Annotated in this window: 23 protein-coding genes; 17 read left to right on the top strand and 6 right to left on the bottom strand. The window is 50.3% G+C overall.

Features of this window, described 5'->3' with window-relative positions:
• Positions 1 to 119: 119 nt before the first annotated feature.
• From ABID13_RS10670 to ABID13_RS10660, 3 genes are read left to right on the top strand one after another with little or no spacing between them, the layout of a single operon-like run.
• Positions 120 to 1,727, top strand: coding sequence for a C40 family peptidase (locus tag ABID13_RS10670; RefSeq protein ID WP_082082468.1), 1,608 nt, complete (start codon positions 120 to 122; stop codon positions 1,725 to 1,727).
• Positions 1,728 to 1,754: 27 nt separating this feature from the next.
• Entirely contained in the window at positions 1,755 to 2,450 is a 696-nt protein-coding gene (locus ABID13_RS10665; protein ID WP_007871169.1) for a response regulator transcription factor, read from the top strand.
• Between the two features lie 8 nt (positions 2,451 to 2,458).
• Positions 2,459 to 4,918 (top strand): sensor histidine kinase, encoded by a 2,460-nt coding sequence (locus ABID13_RS10660; protein ID WP_048930104.1) that lies wholly within the window; start codon positions 2,459 to 2,461, stop codon positions 4,916 to 4,918.
• Between the two features lie 143 nt (positions 4,919 to 5,061).
• On the opposite strand, the gene ABID13_RS10655 is transcribed toward ABID13_RS10660, so the two are convergent.
• The 5 genes from ABID13_RS10655 to ABID13_RS10635 form a co-directional block, all read right to left on the bottom strand.
• Entirely contained in the window at positions 5,062 to 5,811 is a 750-nt protein-coding gene (locus ABID13_RS10655; RefSeq protein WP_007871187.1) for a phosphotransferase family protein, read from the bottom strand.
• A 158-nt stretch (positions 5,812 to 5,969) separates the two neighbouring features.
• Entirely contained in the window at positions 5,970 to 7,934 is a 1,965-nt protein-coding gene (gene glgB, locus ABID13_RS10650) for a 1,4-alpha-glucan branching protein GlgB (RefSeq protein ID WP_048930103.1), read from the bottom strand.
• A 1-nt stretch (position 7,935) separates the two neighbouring features.
• Positions 7,936 to 9,276 (bottom strand): alpha-amylase family glycosyl hydrolase, encoded by a 1,341-nt coding sequence (locus ABID13_RS10645; protein ID WP_007871192.1) that lies wholly within the window; start codon positions 9,274 to 9,276, stop codon positions 7,936 to 7,938.
• 55 nt (positions 9,277 to 9,331) lie between these two features.
• Positions 9,332 to 9,595 (bottom strand): YaaL family protein, encoded by a 264-nt coding sequence (locus tag ABID13_RS10640; RefSeq protein ID WP_007871201.1) that lies wholly within the window; start codon positions 9,593 to 9,595, stop codon positions 9,332 to 9,334.
• A gap of 70 nt (positions 9,596 to 9,665) precedes the next feature.
• Complete coding sequence (locus ABID13_RS10635; protein ID WP_007871208.1) at positions 9,666 to 10,019, bottom strand: ArsR/SmtB family transcription factor; 354 nt, start codon at positions 10,017 to 10,019, stop codon at positions 9,666 to 9,668.
• Between the two features lie 266 nt (positions 10,020 to 10,285).
• Here ABID13_RS10635 and ABID13_RS10630 point away from each other — a divergent pair, with 266 nt between their 5' ends.
• The 14 genes from ABID13_RS10630 (at position 10,286) to ABID13_RS10565 (ending at position 23,143) form a co-directional block, all read left to right on the top strand.
• Positions 10,286 to 10,897: an A24 family peptidase gene (locus ABID13_RS10630; RefSeq protein WP_242849257.1), complete on the top strand. Its 612-nt coding sequence runs from the start codon at positions 10,286 to 10,288 to the stop codon at positions 10,895 to 10,897.
• 87 nt (positions 10,898 to 10,984) lie between these two features.
• A complete protein-coding gene (locus ABID13_RS10625; protein WP_048930101.1) occupies positions 10,985 to 11,974 on the top strand; it encodes a P-loop NTPase family protein in 990 nt (329 codons plus the stop codon).
• 354 nt (positions 11,975 to 12,328) lie between these two features.
• The gene (locus ABID13_RS10620; protein ID WP_227161434.1) at positions 12,329 to 13,504 is read left to right on the top strand and encodes a TadA family conjugal transfer-associated ATPase; all 1,176 of its coding nucleotides are present in this window, start codon (positions 12,329 to 12,331) and stop codon (positions 13,502 to 13,504) included.
• Entirely contained in the window at positions 13,455 to 14,309 is an 855-nt protein-coding gene (locus ABID13_RS10615) for a type II secretion system F family protein (RefSeq protein ID WP_416390427.1), read from the top strand. The genes ABID13_RS10620 and ABID13_RS10615 overlap by 50 nt, the downstream gene beginning before the upstream one ends.
• A 35-nt stretch (positions 14,310 to 14,344) precedes the next feature.
• Positions 14,345 to 15,625 (top strand): type II secretion system F family protein, encoded by a 1,281-nt coding sequence (locus tag ABID13_RS10610; RefSeq protein ID WP_048930131.1) that lies wholly within the window; start codon positions 14,345 to 14,347, stop codon positions 15,623 to 15,625.
• A 47-nt stretch (positions 15,626 to 15,672) separates the two neighbouring features.
• Positions 15,673 to 15,852 (top strand): Flp1 family type IVb pilin, encoded by a 180-nt coding sequence (locus tag ABID13_RS10605; RefSeq protein ID WP_007871233.1) that lies wholly within the window; start codon positions 15,673 to 15,675, stop codon positions 15,850 to 15,852.
• Positions 15,852 to 17,876, top strand: coding sequence for a DUF5702 domain-containing protein (locus tag ABID13_RS10600; RefSeq protein ID WP_048930100.1), 2,025 nt, complete (start codon positions 15,852 to 15,854; stop codon positions 17,874 to 17,876). Before ABID13_RS10605 ends, ABID13_RS10600 begins: the two co-directional genes overlap by 1 nt.
• A 193-nt stretch (positions 17,877 to 18,069) precedes the next feature.
• Positions 18,070 to 18,786: a hypothetical protein gene (locus ABID13_RS10595; RefSeq protein ID WP_242849256.1), complete on the top strand. Its 717-nt coding sequence runs from the start codon at positions 18,070 to 18,072 to the stop codon at positions 18,784 to 18,786.
• Positions 18,787 to 18,788: 2 nt separating this feature from the next.
• On the top strand, positions 18,789 to 19,313 hold the full coding sequence (locus tag ABID13_RS10590; RefSeq protein WP_048930099.1) for a hypothetical protein: 525 nt from the start codon (positions 18,789 to 18,791) through the stop codon (positions 19,311 to 19,313).
• Positions 19,310 to 19,708: a hypothetical protein gene (locus ABID13_RS10585; protein WP_082082465.1), complete on the top strand. Its 399-nt coding sequence runs from the start codon at positions 19,310 to 19,312 to the stop codon at positions 19,706 to 19,708. Before ABID13_RS10590 ends, ABID13_RS10585 begins: the two co-directional genes overlap by 4 nt.
• Entirely contained in the window at positions 19,698 to 21,320 is a 1,623-nt protein-coding gene (locus ABID13_RS10580; RefSeq protein WP_048930098.1) for a DUF6382 domain-containing protein, read from the top strand. Before ABID13_RS10585 ends, ABID13_RS10580 begins: the two co-directional genes overlap by 11 nt.
• 181 nt (positions 21,321 to 21,501) lie before the next feature.
• Positions 21,502 to 22,122 (top strand): rhomboid family intramembrane serine protease, encoded by a 621-nt coding sequence (locus ABID13_RS10575; protein WP_048930097.1) that lies wholly within the window; start codon positions 21,502 to 21,504, stop codon positions 22,120 to 22,122.
• 42 nt (positions 22,123 to 22,164) lie between these two features.
• Positions 22,165 to 22,581, top strand: coding sequence for an HIT family protein (locus ABID13_RS10570; RefSeq protein WP_048930096.1), 417 nt, complete (start codon positions 22,165 to 22,167; stop codon positions 22,579 to 22,581).
• Between the two features lie 13 nt (positions 22,582 to 22,594).
• Positions 22,595 to 23,143: an RNA polymerase sigma factor gene (locus ABID13_RS10565; protein WP_048930095.1), complete on the top strand. Its 549-nt coding sequence runs from the start codon at positions 22,595 to 22,597 to the stop codon at positions 23,141 to 23,143.
• Here ABID13_RS10565 and murG read toward each other — a convergent pair.
• Positions 23,140 to 24,210, bottom strand: coding sequence for an undecaprenyldiphospho-muramoylpentapeptide beta-N-acetylglucosaminyltransferase (gene murG, locus ABID13_RS10560; RefSeq protein ID WP_048930094.1), 1,071 nt, complete (start codon positions 24,208 to 24,210; stop codon positions 23,140 to 23,142). The genes ABID13_RS10565 and murG overlap by 4 nt on opposite strands.
• Positions 24,211 to 24,215 lie beyond the last annotated feature (5 nt).

The following is a 24,215-nucleotide window of genomic DNA, read 5'->3' as shown; positions in this document are numbered from 1 at the left end:
AAAAATGATATCGCTATTCCGTAAGAAATGTGTTAGAATAAATGTGATTTTAGCGTTTTAACCAAGGAAGAAAGTAATTCTTAAGCACGCTCCAGGAAGGATACGCACTTCACATGAATTTGAGGAATAGATATAGAAAATACATTACATATACGGGCACGGCCGGAATCCTGGCTTTGTCCATGACACTAAACGGCTGTACAAAAGGCGCGTCAGGTTCCGCGGAGGGCAATGCCACGCCGGCGGAGGCCACTGAGATCCAGGCTGTGCCTGAGACTATTGCACAGCTGGGGCTTCAGGGACAGGTCCTGCCCGGACTTAACGACATTGACCTGCCGGATGCGGAGCCGGCTCCGGAGTACCTGCGGATCGGTGTGCGTCATGAGATCGTAAAAAAGCTGCAGCAGCGCCTGATGGACCTGGGCTTTATGGATAACGATGAGCCAACGGATTATTTTGGTGAGATGACCCAAATGGCAGTGAAGCATTTCCAGAGGCAGAATGAACTGCCCATGGACGGCATTGTGGGAAATGTTACCTGGGATGCGATCATGTCCCCGGATGCCAAGTACTACGCGGTGTCCAAGGGAGCCCAGGGTGATGATATTGAGCGGATTCAGCAGCGTCTCTACGAGCTGGGATATCTGGCGACCGCGGATCTGGTGACCGGGAATTTCGGAGATTCCACGGAAGCGGCAGTCCTGAAACTCCAGGAGGTCAATGGTCTGGAGCAGGACGGCAAGGTTGGACAAAAGACCATCAACCTGATATACAGCGATGAGATCAGGCCCAACTTCCTGGCTTACGGGGAGAAGAGCGATGTGGTGCTGGCATGCCAGCAGCGCCTTAAGGAACTGGGATACCTCACCACCACGCCCGATGGCGCCTATGGTGAGGACACGGTTGTGGCGGTTAAGCAGTTCCAGGCCAGGAATGACCAGATCGTTGACGGTTATCTGGGGCCGTCCACAAGGATCGCCCTGAACAGTCCGGATGCAAGGGCCAACGGCCTGATGCTGGGCGAGCGGGGGGACGCTGTGACCAAGGTGCAGCAGCTGCTGAACAAACACGGATACCTTGTTTCAGGCAATATAACCGGATATTACGGCGAGGCCACGGAGCGGGCGGTGGAGAACTTCCAGTCCCGCAACGGACTTACGGCTGACGGCCTGGTGGGCGTTCAGACAATGGCTAAGCTGACCAGTGATAATGTAAGACGGCCGGCAGCCAATACAGGCGGTTCAGGAAGCCAGGGCGGCTCAGGCAGCCAGGGCGGTTCAGGCGGTCAGGGCGGTTCAGGCAGCCAGGGCGGCAGCACAAGCAAGCCGTCAGGCAATACTCCGCCGGCAGTGAGCAAGCCCGTTGGGCAGGGCGCAGGAGCATTGATCTCAGTTGCCTCCTCCAAGCTTGGAAGTCCATATGTGTGGGGGGCAAAGGGTCCCAATGCATTTGACTGTTCCGGCTTTGTATACTGGTGTCTGAACCAGGTGGGAGTTAACCAGAGTTACCTCACTTCCTCCGGTTGGAGAAATGCGGGAAGATATACAAAGATCACGAATTTTAATGATATACAGGCAGGTGATATTGTGGTTGTAAACGGCCATGTGGGAATTGCGGCAGGAGGCGGAACCGTGATCGATGCGTCCTCCAGTAACGGGCGTGTGGTACACAGAAGCCTGAGCCAGTGGTGGGCAAACAATTTCATCTGTGCTTGGAGGATTTTCTAGTACTGTTCATAACAAGGAGGGCTAAGGATGCAGACAATACTGGTATGTGATGATGATAAGCAGATCGTGGAGGCCATAGACATATATCTGACAGGAGAAGGATTTCAGGTGATCAAGGCTTATGACGGATATGAAGCACTGGAATACCTGGAAAAGGGGGAAGTGGATCTGCTGATTGTGGATGTAATGATGCCCGGCCTGGACGGGATCCGCACCACGCTTAAGGTGCGGGAGACCAGCAGTATACCCATCATTATACTTTCCGCTAAATCAGAGGATGCGGATAAGATCCTGGGACTGAATATCGGGGCGGACGACTACATAACCAAACCCTTTAATCCACTGGAGCTGGTGGCCAGGGTCAAGTCCCAGCTGCGCCGTTACACCCAGCTGGGCAATATGAACCAGCAGGCAGAAGGCCAGATCTTTAAGTGCGGCGGGCTTCAGATCAATGATGACAACAAAGAAGTGACAGTGGACGGGGAACCCATCAAGCTGACGCCCATTGAGTACAATATCCTTCTGCTTCTGGTGAAGAACGCGGGCAAGGTATTTTCCATTGATGAGATCTATGAGCAGATATGGAACGAGGAGGCCATTGGAGCGGACAACACAGTGGCGGTGCATATCCGCCATATCCGTGAAAAGATTGAGATCAATCCAAGGGAGCCGAAGTATCTGAAGGTGGTATGGGGTGTAGGATATAAGATTGAAAAGCAGTAGGTGGCTTTATGACAGAAGAGAGACTGAAATTCAGGCGTAAGAAACAGATCCTGACCCTGGTCCACATATTCTTTGTGATGATCGCTGTGTTTGGGATCAGCGCCATGTATCTGAACTCCAATTACGGTAAAGGGATTAAGTGGATTTATGAGGAGGCTTATGAGGACTCCCCTAATTTCACCACCCAGCTTGCATCGGATGTGGAGCGTATCTTTACTTACGTAGGATACAAGGATATGTTTGAGACTGACGGTGAGCTGGATATGAACAAGGTCATTGTCAACTATACCAATGGTCCCGGTGAGACAGCTGAGATGACCCTGGATGAAATCGTCAGGTACATCAAAAAGCGGGGCTATTATCTGGATGAGAATTTTGAGTTAAAGGGATCCCCTATCTCCATGGATGACGAGGATGATGAAGAGATCACCGTGGATTTCCAGAGCACCAATCCCAACTTCGTGGATGCGGACGCAAGCGGGGAACGGATGACCAAAGAGGACCTGGCTCTGGATATCCTGGACCATCTGGGTGAATACTACACCATTTATAATAACTACATAGAGAATGAGACAAATTTGAGGTTCCGCATTGTGTATAGGGATGACAGCGGGAAGGAGAGCGTGTACACCAACGTGGAGAACATGTCCCTGGAGGACCTGAAAGGCGCGGGAAAATATCTCTATATCCCGGGAAACAGCATTAAGATGGAGACAAACATGCCCACCATCCCGGAAAATGCAGCCACCCTGCTGGAGATATGGAACCCCAATGGAAATGATAATTATTACATGGTCATTTCCGTGGATACCACTTACCCGTGCACGGATGCGTATTCCATGGCTGCATGGGAATACAGCGGCGGAAGACAGAACTTTATCCTGGGGATCGGCGGGATCATTGCCGGAGTGCTGGGCTGTATTGCCACACTGGCAGCCCTGATTCTGATGTCAGGCCATCTCACGCCGGAAAGCGATGAGATAAGGCTGTTCCCCATTGATGAGATCTATACCGAACTGTGCGTGGCCGTCTGGGCCGCCCTTACAGCCTTGTTCCTGCTGGGAGGAAGATATGTGGGCATACGCCTGTTCAGCCTGTTTGTGGCTGAAGGACAGTGGCCCTACTGGAATAAGGTGATCAAGGCCGTGATCATTTACGGCTGTCTGGTCCTGTTTTTCTTTAACATGCTGCGCCGGTATAAGGCCAGGACCCTGTGGAGCAACAGCCTTTTAAAGAAGGTTATTGACACGTTCAGGGAATATGTGCGCCATATCACATTTGCCGCTGGAATGGGACTTTGTTATTTCCTGTTTTTAGGCGCCAATGCAGTTATGCTGTGGGGGATCCTGTTCCTTTTCGGCTATGAAGGGGAACGGTTCGGCTTCCATGTGCTGCTCTATGGGTTGGCGGTGGTCCTTTTGGCAATGGATGGATATATATTCCACCAGATGTTTAAAAAGGCAGTGCAGAGGGATATATTGGATGCGGCGATCAGCAGCATTTCCCAGGGCAACACGCGGTATCAGATCGAGATGGGCAGTCTCACAGGCAAGGAAAGGGATATGGGCGAGCATCTCAACAACATCAGCAGCGGACTTGACTCAGCCCTTCAGCAGCAGGTAAAAAGCGAGCGCCTGAAGGCCGACCTTATCACCAATGTATCACACGATATCAAGACACCGCTTACATCCATTATCAACTATGTGGATCTGCTTAAGAGGGAGAAGATACAGGATCCCAAGATCGCGGCATATCTGGAAGTTCTGGACCAGAAATCCCAGCGCCTTAAGACGCTGACAGAGGATCTGGTGGAGGCATCCAAGGCCAGCTCGGGCAATATGAAGCTGGATATATCCGATATCGACCTGGTGGAGCTGGTCCAGCAGACCAACGGGGAATTTGAGGAGCGTTTTGTGATGCGCCGCCTGGAGCTGGTGTGCAATGTGCCTGATGAGGTGCTTATCATACAGGCGGACGGGCGCAGACTGTGGCGTGTATTGGAAAACCTTTACACCAATGCGGTAAAGTATGCCATGGAGCACAGCCGCGTGTACGTGGATGTGTCAGAGGAAGACGGAAAAGCCGTGTTTACCATTAAGAATGTGTCTGAGAATCCGCTGAACATCAGGCCGGATGAACTGACAGAGCGCTTTGTCAGGGGAGATGTGGCCAGGACAACGGAAGGCAGCGGCCTGGGCCTCTCCATTGCAAAGAGCCTGACTGAACTGCAGAATGGCCAGTTCCAGGTTATCATTGACGGGGATCTGTTCAAGGCAATGGTGTCCTTCCCCATCATGCACGCAGAGCATAAGACGGAGAGGATCGGTGTTGATCCTGCTTCCGTTGAAGCAGCCGCAGCTGAGGAGACAGAGCAGGAAGAGGTCAGGCACGACAATGTGGTAGCGGATGCGGAGCTGATAGAAGTAGGAGATTCTTCCAATCATTTACAAAATGAGGGAGAAAGCTGATAAATATTTCACGAAGAAAATGACACAAACCACAAAAATGTAAAAAATATACAAATATAATTAGTTAATATTACAGCGAAAAAAGCCCCCGGAAATTCCTTCCCGGGGGCCTTTTTGAACCCTAAATAATGTGTAAGCAGATTTTATTGGTATTCAAATACATTAATCCAACTCTCTAACAGTTCCTTTTCCTCAGGACGTTTGTAAACCAGCTGGGCGGCGGCCACGATGGGCAGCCATCCCTGTACATAACGTTTCTCTGTGCCTGTTTTTTCACAGAACAGATCCATGTACATCTCGGCTTTCTTTTTGTCCTTTAAGGAGAGAAGGAGGTAGGTTCTGGCAACATCGGCACTTGCATTGCCCTGGGAAGCATGTACCCAGTCGATCACGTACCATTTGCCGTCATCGCCCACAATGATATTGGTTGGGTTAAAGTCGCCGTGGCACAGCTTGGTGTGCTTTGGCATTCCGTCCAGTCTGGTCATCAGTTCGTAGCGCAGGTTATCATCCAGCTGCTCCTCTGATTTCAAGGCGCGGATGGTCTTTTCCTTTAACTTATTAAGGAGTGGGCATGCCTGAGCATGGATCAGCAGGTGCAGATCCACCATCTTATCCATGTACTCCTCAAGCTTATCCGGATTCTCATCCATCAGCTGCTGAAGGGTCTTGCCTTCAACAAACTCCTTGATAATGGACCATTTGCCATCCACAACAGATACCCCCAGAACCTTCGGGATGTTCAGGGCTTCGATGGACTCCACACGCGCGTTGCACAGTGCTTCATTCAATACCTCAGCCTTTGGAAAGCCCTCACAGAATTCCTTGATGGCAGTGTTTCCGTCACGGTAAACGGATTTTGTTTCGCTACTGGAAATTAATTGTTTTGCCATAATTACACTCTCCTTCCACACATTATAAACGGTGCTGCGACATAATACCCATCGCACTGCCTTTATTCTACTACAACAAGGTCAAAAAGTACATACCCAATTTGATAAATTTTTAACGTACTTTTTGGCCTTATATGACAATATTTCCTTATGATTTCCTAAAAACGGAAAATAGCTGTTCCGTATGGGGGAAGAGGATAGGAAAATGAATATGGCTGCCCATCACACTCGCCTTTGGAGGACTGGAAGCCGGGGGCTTCCGATGCCTTATAGGCGCCGTGGATGTTGTCCAGCAGCAGGGTGTATTTGCCTCGTTTGGGAACGCCCACCCTGTAATCCGGCCGTTCCACCGGTGTGAAGCTGATGATAAACAACAGGTTCTTTTTGCCTGTCTCATCCCTGCGCAGGAAGCTGAAGATACTGCGGTCCCCGTCATTGGCATTGATCCACTGGAACCCGTTCCAATCATTGTCCAAACGGTAGAGGGCGGGATATTTCTTGTATAAATGCAGCAGGTCCTTAACGTAATCCTGCAGCTCTTTGTGATCACCCTGGTCAGCCAGATACCAGTCCAGGGACACCTTCTCATCCCACTCATGAACCTGGGCAAAGTCCTGGCCCATGAACAGCAGCTTCTTGCCGGGATGTCCCATCATAAAGGTATATCCGGCCTTTAAGTTGGAGAATTTGTCCTGGTCCAGACCGGGCATCTTGTTGATCATGGAGCATTTTAAATGCACCACCTCGTCATGGGATAGTACCAGGATATAATTTTCACTGGTAAAATAGGTGAGTCCAAAGGTCATGCGGTGGTGGTTATATTTGCGGAAATAGGGGTCCAGCTTCATGTATTCCAGGAAGTCATGCATCCATCCCATGTTCCACTTAAAGGTAAAACCAAGCCCGTCCTCCTCCGGATGGGTGGTGACCTTGGGCCATGCCGTGGATTCCTCAGCGATCACCAGGGCTCCGTGGTTGCGTCCCTGCACCACGGTGTTCAGGTGTTTAAAAAATTCAATGGCTTCCAGGTTCTGGTTGCCGCCGTACTTGTTGGGAACCCACTGGCCCTCCTGGCGGCCATAATCCAGATACAGCATGGAGGCCACCGCATCCACCCGCAGGCCGTCCACATGGTATTGTTCCACCCAATAGAGCGCATTGCTGATCAGGAAATCCTTTACCTCATTCTTTCCGTAATCAAACACCTTAGTGCCCCAGTCCGGGTGTTCCCCCTTGCGCGGGTCCGAATATTCAAAGAGGGGCTCACCGTCAAAATCAGCCAGTCCATGGGCATCCTTTGGAAAGTGGGCAGGCACCCAGTCCAGGATAACCCCGATCCCGCTGCGGTGCAGGTAATTTATAAAATACATAAAGTCCTTGGGCATTCCGTACCGGGATGTGGGGGCGTAATATCCGGTGACCTGGTAGCCCCAGGAACCGTCAAAGGGGTGTTCCGCGATCCCCATCAGCTCCACATGGGTATAGCCCATCTCCTTGACATAAGCGGCCAGCTCATGGGCAGCTTCCGTATATGTATAGCAGCCATCCTTTTCCTCACGGTTCTTCTTGCGCCAGGAACCCAGATGGACCTCATAGATGCTTATGGGCATCTTCTGCACATCCTGGGCAGCGCGTTTTTCGATCCAGTCCTTGTCTGTCCAGTGAAAACCCTGTATATCCGTGGTGACGGAGGCGGTTCCGGGGCGGTATTCCGCGCTGAAGGCAAAGGGATCGGCCTTATAAAGGATCTTGCCGGATTCCGTGGTGATGGCAAACTTGTAGAGTTCTCCCATCTGCATTCCCGGATTAAAATATTCCCAGATGCCGGAGTCCGGTATCTTTGTCATGGGATTGGCTTCGGGGTTCCATCCATTAAAATCGCCAACCAGATGAACCTCCCTGGCATGGGGCGCCCACACCGCAAAGTAGATGCCCTCTTTCCCTTTATAGGTCTTGGGATGGGCGCCCAGCTTCTGGTAGATATCATAGTGGGTGCCGGCTCCGAACAGATAGCAGTCCAGGTCTGAGATAAATCCGGTGATCTGGGTTTTCTTCTTCTTTGCGGCGGATGCTGCCGGAGCAGACGGATTCTTGGTACCCGGATTGCGTTTATTAACTGCCATATCACTTATCCCCCTTTATTTTCAGGACAGCCCCCCGGTTGCCCTTTAATTTAACATGAACCTTTCCTCCTGTGATGGGCAGGATGGTATCTTCCTCCAGAAGGCTGACGGCCTCCGATGCCTGGATGGGTACGGGTATATCAAGCTCCGCTTCGTTGTCATCATTGTTGGCTGCCGTGATGATAACAGAACCTTCCCCGTGGCGGGCAAATGCGTACTGCCGGTTGGTCAGCAGCAGTTCCTGGTAACGTCCGCCGTGAAACTCCTGGTTCCCATCATGGATGCGGCCCATGGCTGACAGGAAATCCGTGAGCTCACAGTGCAGTTCATCCGCCTGGTCCATGGAAAACGCAGGGCGCAGGGCCTCGTCACTGGTATTGCTCCTTTTGCCTTCCACGCCCCATTCTCCGCCATAATAGATGGAAGGGATGCCCGGAAGGGTAAAGAGGCAGAGATAGATGGGAAACAGATGCTCCTTTAAGACCAGCTTGCTGGCGATCCTGTCCTCATCATGGTTGTCGACAAAGGTATAAAGCTGCCTTCCGATGGCTTCCAGGCGCCGTACATTGTGTGCGATCTCAAAAAAATTATGGTCATTAAAGCCGGAATAAAGGCTTTTGTGAAGTTCATAATTGGTAACGGAGTGAAGCATCTCCTGGTTGACCCAGCGGCTGTAATCCCCGTGGATCACTTCACCCATGAGCCAGAAGTCATCTTTCATGCCGGATGTAACACTGCGCATCTCCTTCATAAAATTAAAATCCAGGACATTGGCACAGTCCAGCCGGATCCCGTCTATATCAAATTCATCCACCCAGAACCGGATCACATCAAAAAGATAAGACCTGACTTCCGGGTTTGGCAGGTTCAGGCACGGAAGCTCAAAATGTCCCTGCCAGGCCTCGTATCCAAAGGAATCGCCGCAGGGGCTCTGCCAGTCAAAGCTGACCCCCCTGTACCAGTCCCTGTAAGGAGAATCCCACTTTTTCTCCTGGATATCCTTAAAAGCAAAGAATTCCCGGCCCGTGTGGTTGAACACTCCGTCCACCACCACTTTGATGCCGGAATCATGGCACTGCTTAACAAAATCCTTAAATGCCTGGTTATCCCCCAGACGGCGGTCAACCAGCTTGTAATCCCTGGTATCGTATCCATGGCTGGTGGACTCAAAAAGCGGCCCTATGTAGATGGCATTGCATCCAAGTGACTTAATGTGGGGAATCCACTGAAACAGTTCTTTAAAACGGCCTGCTGCCTTGGCCGGGTCATTGTGTTTAGGGGCTCCCGTCATCCCCAGGGGATACATATGATAGAATACTCCCCGCTCATACCAGGTGCTCATGTTGTTTTCCTCGCAATCTTTTAGTTTAGTTGTTCTATGGTGCGTGCCAGGAGTATTAATCCTCCTGGCTTTTGAATTTACGCAGTAAAAATTGGTACCGCAGCTGGGCGGCATTCAGTTCGTAAATGTAGCAGTCGATCAGTGTGGGGTCCACGGCCTGCTCAAAATGGTTTCTGGCAGCGTCAATGGCACACTGGGTACGCTCGATCTCGAACCGCAGACGGATCAGTTCCGGCCGGAGCTTTGCCGGCTTTCTGGATGGAACAGCGCCGGCCTTGGCCGCGGCTGTTTCCCTGACTGCTTTTAAAATATCAAACATATTGTTCATCTCCCAGATATTGATAGAAATAGTATATCTGGAAAATGACATCTTATGCATGTGCAGGAATTTAATACATGAATTCCTCCAGCCGGTAACCAAGCTCCATAAGCTTCCGGTTGGACTCCCTCAGGGTGAGGTAATAATAATTGGCTGTCCCTTCCTGGCGCACACCCACAAGTCCCGCATCCTTTAAAATCTTCAAGTGATGGGAGATAGCCGGGCGGGACAGGCTGGTCCGCTGGGTGATCTCATTTACGTTCAGGGCATGATCTTCAAAGATAACAGGGCCGGTGGGACGTTCCGGGCCCATGGCCTCCTCTGTCAGTACTTCCACAATGGACAGACGCATCTCATCCCCCAGGGCGATGAATAAAGGCATGCATAGGTGGAAACGTTCCTGAAGTTCCCGGGCAGTTGTCATCTGCCATTCCTCCTTTGGTTTAAAAATTTGAACCAACTTTATTTTACCATTTATACAGGGGAAGGTCAAGGTGATCAGCTGTGAAATACTCAAATTTTACCCTTGACATTTTCATTAATATCACTCATAATGGAACAACATTCAAGACATTCTTTTTTATAACAATCTAGGTGATCAAGTGTAAGTGATCTGTCCGGATCGGACAGGAATTTCCAAAGGAACAGGAACAAACAAATTTACAAATGGAAAGGGGGAAGTATGGGATTTTGTCTGACTGCATACTGCTGGCCGTGCTTGCTTGCTGCGCATTTTGGGATGTAAGGGAACATCGGATACCCAATCAGGCAGCGGGGTGGGGCGCGGTTCTGGGTCTGGGATGCACCTGCTTTTTTTCGGGAACGGAGCACTTATTACCGGGAACAGGACACTTGATACCGGAAACAGGGCACTTGGGACTGGGAACAGGGCATTTGGGTCTTGGTCTGGACGGTGCGCTGATCCTGTGGACCGGGGCTGGTTTTTTAGGCAGGATGGTCCTTGTGTGGGGACTGGGATTTCCCTTTTTTGCACTGCGTATGACCGGGGCAGGGGATATTAAGGTAATGGGACTCATTGCCGCTTATATGGGAATGAGGGATGGAACAAGGGCCATTGCGGCCGGGTTATGTCTGGGAGCTGTTCTGGCTCTTGGCAAGATGCTGCTTCATGGCAGCGTTTTTCAAAGGTTTCTGTATTTATCAGCCTATATCAGGCGGATGCTCCAAAGTAAGAACATTGAACCATATTATTGTCCCCAAAGGGACGGGAATGCCTGCGTGATTCCGCTGGGAGCCTGTCTGTTTGCAGGCACTTTACTTACGGTCTTGTGGAAAGGATGACTGAGTGTCAGAACCGGCCTCCTCCGGAAACTTAGGAAAGAGTTTCCCGGAGCGCCGGGATTTTGAAGGGAGGCAGCGTATAAATTCATGATAAGGGTTTTGGCAGTATTTGGGATGGACCCGTCCTATGGGGAACGGTTTGCTGATTATGTAAACCAAAAAGAGAAGATACCTTTTACGGCCATGTCGTTTTCCAGTGTGGAAAAACTCCGTCAGTACGGTGAGGAACATGTGATAGAGATCCTTCTGGCAGATGAAGATGCGAGGGAGCTGGTAAGGGATGTAAAAGCGAAGCAGATCATGGTGTTGTGCCAGGGAGAGCTGGTGGAGGAGAAGGAAGAGTTTCCGGCAATCTATAAGTACCAGTCAGGGGACTGCGTGATGAGGGAGGTCATGGCCCGCTACTGCAGTCAGCCCATGGAGCCCGCCCTGGCCCTTCTGGGGTCAAGGGCAGTGGTAATAGGGATCTATTCCCCTGTAAACCGGTGCTTAAAGTCATCCCTGGCCCTTACCATGTGCCAGCAGATGGCCCGGCAGGAGGCTGTATTGTATATGAATCTGGAGGAGTATTCAGGATTTTCCAGGCTGGTGTGCGGCGATTACAGGGCCGACCTGTCAGATGTGCTTTATCTTTACAGGCAGGGGACATATAACTGGATGCGCCTGAAATCCATGGTGTACAACTGGGGGAGTATGGACTACATACCTCCGGTGCGGTATGGGGAGGATCTAAGCCAGGTAACGCCGGAGGAGATGGCTATGCTCATAGACCGCATTGCACGTGAGAGCGGATACGACAAGGTGGTGGTGGATGTGGGGCAGATGGGGCGCGGGGCGCTGCCGGTCCTGTCCGTGTGTGATGTTGTCTACATGCCTGTCAGGGAGGACTGCGTTTCAGCTGCCAAGATTGAGGAATTTGAGGAGTATCTGGAAGCGGCGGATGACGGGTCCGTCAGGGAGCGGATACAGAAGCTGAAACTTCCAAGGATGGGAAGCGTCATCCGGCGGGAGGGGTATCTGGAACAGCTGTTGTTTGGGGAATTGGGGGATTTTGTACGGCAGCTTTTAACAAAGTGAGGGGGATTTTCTCCGCCGCTATTAATTGAGGAATTAATCGCCCAACCTGCCCCGGTTACAAGACGTACCAGGAAATTTTAAGAGCGCACTAGGAGATAAAGGAGGTATTTGCTGACAGTGGCCCATGATAGAAAGGCAGTTGGAGACAGCAGGCGTCAGGCGGCCCGGGAGGTCCGCAACAGGATTGATGCGGAGTACGGAAGGGAGGAGGCAGGAAGGCGGGCAGAATCAGAATGGGCAGAATCAGGGCGGGCAGAATCAGGGAGCCTTTCCGGACGGGAAGCAGAAAACGGAGCAGAAAGGGAAACCGGGAGGAACCGGGATGGGGTACGCGCCAGACTGCGGGGACGGATCATGGAGGAGCTTACAGAATGCCGCAATATGGATGACCAGGAATTGCTGGAGCGCATTGACACTGCGATCCGTGACATGGGGCAGGGAATCTATCTTCCTTTAAAAGAGAGGATCTGGCTGAGAGGAAGCCTTTATGACAGCTTCCGCCGCCTGGATATTCTGCAGGAGCTGATTGATGACAGGTCTGTGTCCGAGATCATGGTCAATGGGGCAGGAACAATATTCATTGAAAGAAACGGTAAGGTGGAACTCTGGAAGGGCAGGTTTGAAAAGCCTGAACAGCTGGAGGACATAATCCAGCAGATCGTGGGCAGGGTCAACCGGGTGGTCAATGTGTCCTCGCCCATTGTGGATGCCAGGCTGGAAGACGGCTCCAGAGTCCATGTGGTGCTGCCTCCCGTGTCGCTGGACGGTCCGGCTGTAACCATCCGCAAATTTCCCGAGCCCATTACCATGGAGAAGCTCATCCGTTTTGGCGCGGTTACCCGGGAGGGGGCGGAGTTCCTTCAGAAACTGGTGGAAGCAGGATATAACATGTTTATCAGCGGGGGGACCAATTCGGGAAAGACAACCTTTTTAAACGCATTGTCAGCGTATATCCCCACCGGCGAAAGGGTTATTACCATTGAGGATTCTGCAGAACTCCAGATTACCCAGGTGCCCAACCTGGTTCGTATGGAGACCAGGAACGCCAACACGGAAGGGGAAGGTGAGATAACCATGAGCCAGCTGATCCGGGCATCCCTTAGGATGAATCCATCAAGGATCATTGTGGGCGAGGTCAGGGGAAAGGAGACACTGGACATGCTTCAGGCAATGAACACGGGGCATGCAGGGTCGCTCTCCACCGGACATGGCAACAGCCCAAGGGATATGATCAGCCGGCTGGAGACCATGGTGCTGATGGCAGCAGAGCTTCCCCTGGCTGCCATCAGGAGCCAGATCGCGTCCGCGCTGGATGTGATGATCCATTTGGGAAGACTCAGGGACGGGAGCAGGAAAGTACTAAGTATCACAGAGATTGGGGAATGCAGGAATGGAGAAGTGGAACTGGAACCATTGTACGAATATGACAGGGAGAAGGGGATTCTCAGGAAAAGGGGAGAGCTCACGTACAGGGAAAAGCTTGGAGCAGCAGGATATTGCCAGAGGAGGGAGGAGGGGAAGACGGGATGAAACGGTGACAGGACAAAAGAAGGGCCGGTGGATTGGGCCGGGGCCTAATTCGGGAAACAGACGGTCCGCAGACTACCGGCGCTACCGGCTGTCTCCACGGGAGTGGCTGCTGTACGGTGCATGGGGACTGGCGGTTTGTGGATTGACAGCCTATACATTTTATCGAAGCATGACAATGTTTCTTATATTGCTTCCGGCAGGCCTGCTCTATCCTGTTTATAAAAAAATGGATCTGAAGCGGGAACGGACCCGGCAGCTGGGGCTTCAGTTTAAGGAAGCAATTTTGGTTCTGGCCTCATTTTTGGGAGCCGGATACTCCCTGGAAAACGGGCTGGCCATGAGTGTGGCCGAACTGGAAGGGCTGTATGGGAAGGAAGGGATGATCACACGGGAGTTTACCATTCTCAGCGCAGGGGTCAGAATGAACAGACAGCCGGAACAGCTTCTTATGGAGTTTGGTTCCAGAAGCGGACTTGAGGACGTGGATAATTTTGCCCAGGTATTTGCAGCTGCCAGAAGGAGCGGAGGGGAGCTGGTGGAAATCATTCATTACACGGCCGGGATTATCAGGGATAAGGTGCAGGTACAGGAGGAGATCCACACCATGACCGCATCCAGGGTATTTGAGCAGAAGATCATGAACGGGATTCCATTTTTGATCATTCTTTACATAGATTTTACCTCACCGGGTTTTTTCCGGGTGATGTATGAGACTGTTATGGGAAGATGCATCATGACGGCCTGCCTGGCAGTATATGCAGGAGCTTTGGTCCTGGCGAAAAAGATATTGGAGATTGAGGTGTAGAGAATAAAGACATAACAAATGGGGTGATGGATCAGGTGGAGAACACCTTAATAAGGTTTGTGAGCCGGGGGGTGGGCAAATGGGGGAAATGGGACAAACGGAGGAAATGGAAAAGCCAATTCATGTGTGTGACCCTGGGGCTTGCTCTGGGAGTTGTGGCTCATCTTATGGCAGGGATGGAGCAGGACCTTGCCCAGGGATATATCCTTAAACGCAACTCTTATGGGCAGGGGGATACGCCATATCAGCTTCTGGTAAGGGGACTTGAAGCGGATGAGGTGGCGCTGGATCTCAACCTGTCGGAACGCACTTATACAAGGGAAGAAGCCCACAGGGTTTATGAAGCCATTATGGAGCAGCTTCCCGGGTATATACTGGCTGATAACGGTTCGCTGAAGGATGTAAGGAGCAACTTGGATCTGATCACATCCCTGAATCAGTACGGCGTCCGTCTCAGATGGGAGTCCGACAGTCCGGAGCTTGTTAATTCCTTTGGGGAAGTAAATAATGAGAGCCTGGATGATGAGGGGAGCCAGGTATGCCTGAGAGTCCGCATGACAGAGGGGCGGTGGCCGGAAGAATACGCTGTATCCATAGAAGTAAAACCGCCTTTGCTCACAGAGCAGGAACAGGTCCGCAAGGCCTTCTTAAATTTACTGTATGATGAGGATGAACGTCAAAATACCCAGGAGACAATGAAATTGCCGGATTCATTCCAGGGCAGGAGCCTGAGCTACAGCAGCAGGAAGGGATCCTCCTTTTTCTCTATGACAGGCCTGGGAGCAGCGGCAGCATGCATGTTCAGTTTAAAAGAGAAAAGGGATATCAAAAAAAAGGAAGAAGTAAGGAAGCAGCAGATGACGCTGGACTATCCGGAAATCCTGTCCCGTCTCATCATATTTCTGGGTGCCGGAATGAGTATAAGGACGGCATGGGATAAGATCGCATTCGAGTATCAGGACATGGTTGCATCGGGAAGAAGAACGCCGAGGCATGTATACAGGGAAATGTATGAGACCAGCTGCCAGATCAGGAGCGGTGTATCTGAGGGGAAGGCGTTTGTGGAATTTGGCAGACGGTGCGGCCTGCAGTCCTATATTAAGCTCAGCGGACTTTTGGAGCAGAACAGGAAGAATGGTTCAAAGAACCTGAGGGATACATTAAAGCTGGAGATGGCAGAGGCATTTGAGCAGAGAAAACACCAGGCAAGAAGACTGGGGGAGGAGGCCGGAACCAGGCTGTTGCTGCCGCTGTTCATGCTGTTATCTGTTGTAATGATCATGATCGCGGTGCCCGCATTAATGGAATTTGGGTAGGGCATATGGGGAATGAGAACAGTTCATAGGAGGAGAGAGGTGAGTGTATGGAACTTAGAGAGCAGCTGAGGGCATTTTTCAGGGAAGAGCAGGGAGTTGGAGTGATCGAGCTGGTGCTTGTACTGGTGGTGCTCATCGGTCTTGTGATCATTTTTAAGAAACAGATCATAACGCTTTTGGAAAATATTTTTAAGGAGGTCAACAGCCAGTCGAAAGAGGTGTATTAATGGGGGAGAAGGGTGAGATCACCGTATTTCTCGCCATGATCCTGGTAAGTGTCTGCGCCCTGCTGTGCGGGATGGCGGAATCCGTCCGGACAGCAGGGGCCAGATGCTATCTCAGGATGGCGGTGGATTCGTCCATGGATTCCCTTATGGCTCAGTACCACAGGGAATTGTGGAAGCAATACAGGATCCTGGGGTTAGAGTATGACAGTCCCCAGACCCTGGAAAGGGAGCTGGGGGAATTTCTTACCCCTTATATGAACGCACAGAACTGGTATCCCATGAAGATATCCTGCACGGAGGCAAAGGATATCATTGCCCTTACAGAGGGAGAGGGACGGTATCTGGAACAGGAAATCCTGGACTATATGAAATATGGCCTGCTGGATACGGATTGGGATGAGCTGGATGAATCAGGGGCGGATGCACTCTTTAAGACATGGAAAGAGGGAGGAAGTGTAAGCCGGGTATCCGGCCTCTATACAGCCCATTCCAAAGAAGCGGTCCAGCTGGAGAAGGCTCTGGAAAAGATAGATGACGGACTGAAATCCCAGAGTGAATGCTGGTCCCGGGCCGGACAAGCGTTGGAATGGCTGGATGGTTCCGGATTTATTTCCCAGGCGGAGCGCATGTGCAGGGAGCTGGAAAAGCTGCCCGCACTGGTGGGAGTTTATGAAAAAAAGGCGGATCAGCTGGCTGAACGTTTGGGGGAAAGCCGCAAACAGTTTGAGAATGAGAGACAGGAATTAAGTTCCGGGGTTCAGGCTGCATTTGAGGATGAGATCGCTCAGTATGAATCCTACGTATCCCATGACGGGCAGCGCCGCCGGGAGGTGGTGCGTCTCAGGGAATACGGACCTGACCGGATCCAGTGGATCAGAGGAGCCATTTCCATGGCCGAGGATGTGATGGACTATATAGACAGCTGGGAGCCGGAGGATGAAGATGACGAACTGGATGAGGCGGCGCTGTGGCGGCCTGTGGCGGCTCATTGGAGCGGATACGCCATGCTTTCCCTGGGAATTGAGTTTGGAGTTAAGGATAAAGAAAAGGAGGATTTCCTGGAGCAGGTGGGGAGACTGGTATCAGGAGGGATCCTGGAGCTGGTCCTGCCGGAAGGGACGGTGGTTTCAGGCAGGAAGCTTTCGCTGGACACAGTGCCCTCAGCATCAGTAATGAGGGAAGATGAAGCTGGCAGGGAGGGACTTTTGATCGGGGCAGAAAACCTGCTGCAGCGCCTTCTGGTAGGTGAATATGATATACGGTTTTTCAAGGGCTTTCAAAAGGAAATGCAGGACCAGGGATTTTATGAACTGGAATATATTGTCCATGGGGCAGACGGGGACAGGGAGAACCTGGCCGGAGTTATCTCGCGTCTGGTGGCATTAAGGGAAGGCATGAACCTGATCCACATTTTCTCCGATCCCGGTAAGCGCCAGGAAGCGCGTAGTCTGGCGCTGGCTATTGTGGGAGGAAGCGGTGTGCTTCCCCTTGTCTCGCTGACTGCATTTTTAATCATGTCCGTATGGGCGTTGGGGGAAGCTCTCATGGATGTGAGATGCCTGTTAGACGGCGGAAAAGTACCTGTGTTAAAAACCAGGGAGGACTGGAGACTGAGCTTGGATGAGCTGCTTTCCATAGGTAAGAACAGAGGTCTGGGAGATATGGGATCATGGGATGGAAAAACAGGAGGACTGAGTTATAAGGGATATATGCGTATTCTTATATTCGGCAGTTACAAAGCGGATCTGGTGTACCGCATGATGGATGTCATGGAGATTAATATAGGAAAGAAGCAGAGCGGGTTTTCCATGGAGCGCTGTGCATGTAATGTGGAAATGGAAGCCACGGTCAGTGGAAAACATGTATTTTTTTCAGCAGGGTTGTGGAAAAGCCAAATGGGGGACAGGGGACCCGGGTATGAAACGCGTATAGGCGTATCAGGCAGCTATCTGAACGATCCAAAATCCGGAAAGGAGGCCTATGATGATGCCCTTTTTTCAAGCAGCCTTTTATTCAGCGCATAATTCCTTTAAGAAACAAACAGAATTCGCACCTCTCCAAGTACGAAACAATAGAAGAATCCTTGTATATGAAGCTCTATGCTGTGAAAAAAGGGCATTATCATGGGCCTCCGGTTTTGAGGCCGGAAGTCTTACCCTGGAAGCGGCCATGTGCCTTCCCCTGTTTTTGTTCGTGTGTATCTGCATGATGATGCCTATGAAAATGATAAACCGGCAAAGGCAGATACAGGCCGTGGTGGAATCCGTGGGGGAGGAACTGAGCCAGTATGCGTATGTGGAGTACTGCCTTTTATCAGGGGATGAGGATCAGGTGGATACAGAACGGACGGATGGGGAGGAAGTGACCGCCCTTCTGGCATCCGGGTATGCGGCTATGAAAATCCTGGGACAGATCGACAGAAATTGGGTGGAATTAGTATCATTTGATGGGACCGATATTGGGACAGATGATATGGTGCACATTATGATGAAGTACAGGATGAAGCTTCCTTTTTCCGTATTGGGTCTGGACAGCGTTCCGGTGCAGCATGTGTGCAGCCGCAGGATGTGGAATGGAGCGGACGGAGGACGAAACAAAGATGGGGGAATGTCCGGCGGACAAGAGGATGAAACGGTTTATATTGGCAAAAACTCTACCCGCTTTCACAGGAGGAGGACATGCCATTATCTTTATAATGATCTTAAGGCAGTGGCGGCCGGTGAGGTGGACTCCCTGCGCAACCAGTCGGGGGCAAGGTATGCACCGTGTAAGACATGTAAAACAGGATCGGAGGGGGGGATGGTATATGTCATGCCCTATGGAACCAGTTACCATTTATCAAAGACATGCGCTTCCATTATAGCATATGTTCAGGCGGTTCCCCTTTCACAGGCGGAGCATCTGGGGGCGTGTTCATATTGCGGAGGAGAATAGATATGGATGGAATATCAAATGGGATGAGGGCAGTTGAGATCATGCTCAGAAGCGGCTTCTTTATGGTTTTGGCAGTTACGGCTTTTCAGGACTGCAGAGAGCGCAGGATACGGGTCAGCGTGTTTGTTATATTTGGAACAGCGGGCATTGTACTGAGGGGAGTGGAGCTGTTCCTGGAAATTAATGCCCTTTCCGGGGATTGGGAGTCAGTGGATCTATGGGGATTTGCAGCAAGGCGCATCTTGGACGTAGGAGCGGCAATGGCAGTGGGAGGGGGGATGCTTCTCTTGTCAGCAATGACCCGGGGAGCTATTGGGAGAGGTGATGGATTGTTTTTTTCCGTATCAGGGCTATATCTGGGATTTTTCAGAAATTTTGTTCTTTTGATGGGAGGATTAACATGCTGCTTTTTGGTATGCGGTATATTGGTCATAAAGGGAGTTTGTGCAGGGCAGAATGTCCGCAGACGCTCCGTACCCTTTTTGCCGTTTTTGGTTCCTGGCGGAATCGGGGTGATGTTTCTATGAACCGGCCGGGGGAATGGGTTGAGGGAAGTTTTACAGTGGAAGCAGCATGTATTATGGCCATGGTGCTTCTTTCCTTATCCGTTATGATCCGGCAGGCCGGGTATATGCGGGATGAGACCGTGGGTATGATAAGCCTCCATGAAGCGGTAGAAAAGGGGCGGCATGAAAAAGGATTGGATTTGGATGGGGCGGCATCCGCGGCGGAGGGGTATATGGGGAACCCGATGACATTTTCAGAATATAAGATTGGGCTGAGCCAGCGGGGAATACGGGTGTCGGGCAAAGGACAGGGCGGGCGCTGGAGTTATGAAATCCAGGGAAAGAGGTTCAGGCCGGAGATGTTTTTGCGAAAGATCACCTTGATCGAGGGTCTGGGGGAAGAGGATGGAAATTAGCTACAGGCGTGAGATAAAGTACAATTATCTGGTGGTCACTCCCGATATGGGAGCAGAGGCTGGATATGAGGCAAAAATGCTGGCAGGCAATGAAATCCGGGGGCTGATGCATATGCATATCAGGTATCAGGATGGAACCCCCCTCTACTATTATGATATTACTTCCAGGCAGCCCCTGAGCCGTTTGCTGGAAACCCGTTCCATCACCAGAGATGAGATATGCCAGATTGTGATACAGCTGCATGTAACCCTGATGAGGATGGAGGAATATCTGCTGAGTGACGGGGGGATTTTGTTAAATCAGGATCTGATCTACGTGGAACCGGAGCTTTTTGGCATCAGCCTGTGCCTGGTTCCGGGACACAGGGGAGATTTTCCGGAACAGTTAAGCCGTTTTTTACAGTATATTCTCAAATGTGTGAACCACAAAGACCGCGAATGTGTGGTTCTCGCCTACGGCATGTATCAGGAGAGCCTGAAGGACAACTACGGCATAGAGGACATATTAAAATTTATTTCCCTGGACGGAGAAAATAGGGATGGAACATCCTCTCAGGAACTGTCCGGGCAAGGTCAGAGGCAGCCAGAAGGCGGGAACGGATGGGGAAATCAGACAGACTGGGTAAAACAGGAGCGAAAAGGGGAGAAGAACAGCAGGGAGGGGACAGTAGATTTTGGGACAGCAGATTTTGGGACGCCAGACAATGGAATGTCAGATTCTGAATGGTCGGTAGGTTTTGGAAGAGCATCAGGCTTTGGAGGAGCATTGGGTTTTGGAAAGAAGGCAGGGGCAGGATGGGAAGAAAGCCCAGGACAGAAGGAGTGTAATAGAGGATATGAACGGGATAATAGAAAGAAAATTCCAATTGCGAAGCAGGTTATCATTTGGATGTCTGTTGTTGTCCTGATTCCGGCTGCCCTGTGGCTGCTCAGGGGACCAAATGCAGTAAGGGAGCTTCGTTTTATCCTTATCTGTGGGGACGGGGGGATCCTGTTTGCAATTGCGGCAATGGATTTGACGTTCTGGCTGGTTGGGGGGAGGAAAAAGGGACGGAACGAACAAATGAGGGAGATACAGCCGGTTCAGGAGGCGGTAAAGCCAAGGAGGCAGAAAGACGAGGCTGATGAAGGGATGTGGAGGATCCTATATGAGGATGAATCAGATCCCTTATCCGGGACAGACCAGAGGACAAGTGGGGAGGATAAAACCATAAATGCCTGCAGTGGAAAGCAGACCGTGGAATATTCCAATACTTTCCCTGGTCATGACAATGAGGAAACCATGCGCACAACTCTTCTCACAGGCCGCAGGACGGAGAACGAATTGCGGCGCTTGACTTCCATAGAAGGCGAGGAGGATGAAATAGTCATCTCATACTACCCCTTTGTCATAGGCAAAAATAAAAATCTGGCGGATTATGTCCTTCAGAAGGATACGGTCAGCCGTTTTCACCTGAGAATCGATAAGGATGGAGGGACATATACGGTCACGGACCTTAATTCCACCAATGGGACCAGGGTCAGAGGAAAACTTTTAGATGCCAATGAGACTGCCGTGATCGAGGTTGGAGATGAGATCATTATTGCTGATATAGGATATATATTTACCTGAATAATCAATTTTATATACAATTCCAATAATTATGATGGAAAATAATGGTAATATTAGCTGCAGATCATAGAAAAAACGTATGGAGGGGGATGATAAATCTAATTAATATGCAATGTACCCACTTAACAAGACAATGAAAGTATGTTAAGATAAGATATCATTGATGATGTGAGGAAAACCGATGGGTACATACAGGGAAAGGGATAAGGCATATGTTAATATTGCATTAATAGCAGTTAATGTAATGGTCTTTCTTTTGTTTGAATTAATCGGTGACACGGAAGACACTATGTTCATGATGAAGCACGGAGCCGTTTATGAACCTCTGGTTGTCATGCGTGGAGAGTATTACAGGCTACTTACTTCCATGTTCCTGCATTTTGGGGCCAGCCATCTGATGAACAATATGCTGGTCCTCTTTGTGTTGGGAGAGAGAATGGAGCAGGCCCTTGGTCATGAAAAATATTTCTTTTTTTACATGGCCAGCGGCATTTTCGCAAATATCATTTCCATAGTTGTTCATATGGAAAAAGGATACGCGGCAGTGTCGGCTGGGGCTTCCGGCGCTATTTTCGGGGTGGTAGGCGGTCTGGTCTATGTGGTTGCAGTTAATCACGGACAGCTGGATGGACTTACGAACAGACAGCTGGGCTTTATGATCCTCTTGACCCTGTACCACGGCTTTACGGCCACGGGTATAGATAACTGGGCACACATAGGAGGGCTGATTTCCGGCTTCATCTTGAGTATTCTTTTGTATCGGAGGCCTCGTGCTGCCAGGGGCTTTTATATGGAAGAATAGAAACAAAGCTGTGCGGATCACAGCAGAAGGAGGACTTTCAATATGACAGATGACAATTGTATTTTTTGTAAAATAGCAAACGGGGTAATTCCATCAACTACCCTGTACGAGGATGAGCAGTTTCGGGTGATCCTGGACTTGGGTCCGGCTTCCAAAGGACATGCACTCATTCTGCCGAAACAGCATTTTGCAGATGTATGTACCCTGGATGAAGAGACTGCTTCAAAGATACTTCCGTTGGGTGCTAAGATTGGCGCTGCAATGAAGAAGTCCCTTGGTTGTACCGGATTTAATCTGGTTCAGAACAATGGAGAGTCGGCCGGACAGACTGTATTTCATTTCCATATGCATGTGATTCCCAGGTACGAGAATGGCCCATCGATCGTAAGCTGGATACCCGGCAACGCAACACCGGAAGAACTGGTTCAGACTGCGGAACAAATTAAGAGCGGGCTGTAAAGATTAATAGAGTATGGATAAGAAGATGGATGCTGAAGATAAAAAGAAGTTTGAGGAAATGTATCTGAAATTCCAGTATGTTTTGAAGAAGATAGCCTATCTCAATGAAATTCCTTTTGATTACATTGATGATGTGGTGCACGATACATTTATCTCATATGCCCGTTATGATTATTCCCTTGATTTGCCGCCGGAAAATCTGAAGATGCTGCTGATCAAGATCCTCAAAAGCCGTTGTATGGATTATCACCGCAGAATGAAGCGGAGAAGCTATGGGGAGTTGGATGAGGAAGCCTACAATACTGAAGACTTTCCATCCCATGACAAGGCCGCAAACCTATCGGATTTTGTGGTAAGTAAAGAGCGATGTCAGGCACTTTTGGTGGAAATTGAAAAGATGCCTGAAAACTGGCGTCAGGTTGCTGCTTTAAAGTTGATCGAAGGGAGGCCGACCAAAGAAGTATGCGAGATCCTGAACATTACGGAAAAAGCATGCTATTCCCGGGTCAGCCGTATTAGGAAATACCTGGAAACCCTACTGCAAGATGAAAACTGGCCTTAAGATGATTTCACACATGATTCAATGAGGGAAGTAACAGTCTCCACTGCATTGTTGAGACTGCTTAGTTCCATGGCTTGTATATAGGTACTGCGTTGGTGATACAAATCGTCAATGGCCTGATACAAGGTATTATCAGAGATAGCCTCCTCTTCCAGAACCTTGCTGAATCCCTGCTTTGCAAAGGAATTGGCATTGAGGATCTGGTCTCCGCGGCTGGCAGAAGCGGAAAGAGGAATTAAAAGATTAGGTTTGCGCAGTGCCAACAGCTCACAGATAGAATTAGCTCCGGCTCTGGAGATGACAATATCGGCAGCTGCGAACAGATGCTTTAATGGGGCATCTACATATTCATATTGTACATATCCGGCGGTACCGATCAGACTTTCGTCCAGGTTGCCTTTGCCGCAGATATGTATTACCTGATAGTCGGCGAGAAGGCGGGGAAGGATGCTGCGGACAGCCTGATTGACAGTTACAGATCCAAGGCTTCCGCCGATGATCAGGAGAACAGGCTTATCTGCGCCAAGATGTGCATAGGACAGCCCTGACAGCCGGTCCCCCTGCAACAGTTCCTTGCGGATCGGTGAACCTGTAAGGACGGCTTTGTCTTCCGGAAGATATTTTAAAGTTTCAGGAAAGTTACAGCATACTTTGGCAGCGGAGGGAATGCAGATTTTATTTGCCAGTCCGGGAGTCATGTCTGATTCATGGATAATGGTGGGAATCTTATAGTGTTTGGCAGCCAGCACCACAGGGACTGCCACAAAGCCACCCTTGGAGAAAACCACGTCCGGTTTATAACGCTTTAACAGACGCAGGGCTTCGCCATAGCCTTTGATCACACGGAATGGATCGGAGAAATTTTTAATGTCAAAGTACCTGCGCAGCTTTCCGGAGGATATGCCATTATAAGGTATGCCTGCATTTTCAATGAGTTTACGCTCCATGCCCTGATAGGAGCCGATATAGCTGATTTCGTAGCCAGCTTCCCTGAGAGAGGGGATCAAAGCCAGATTGGGAGTGACGTGTCCGGCAGTACCGCCGCCGGTTAATACTATTTTTTTCATAAAAA

It is taken from the genome of Enterocloster citroniae (assembly GCF_040545455.1).
GTDB classification, from domain to species: domain Bacteria; phylum Bacillota; class Clostridia; order Lachnospirales; family Lachnospiraceae; genus Enterocloster; species Enterocloster citroniae.
The sequence above is the reverse complement of the archived record's forward strand: the minus strand, read 5'-3'. Positions and strand labels throughout refer to the sequence as shown.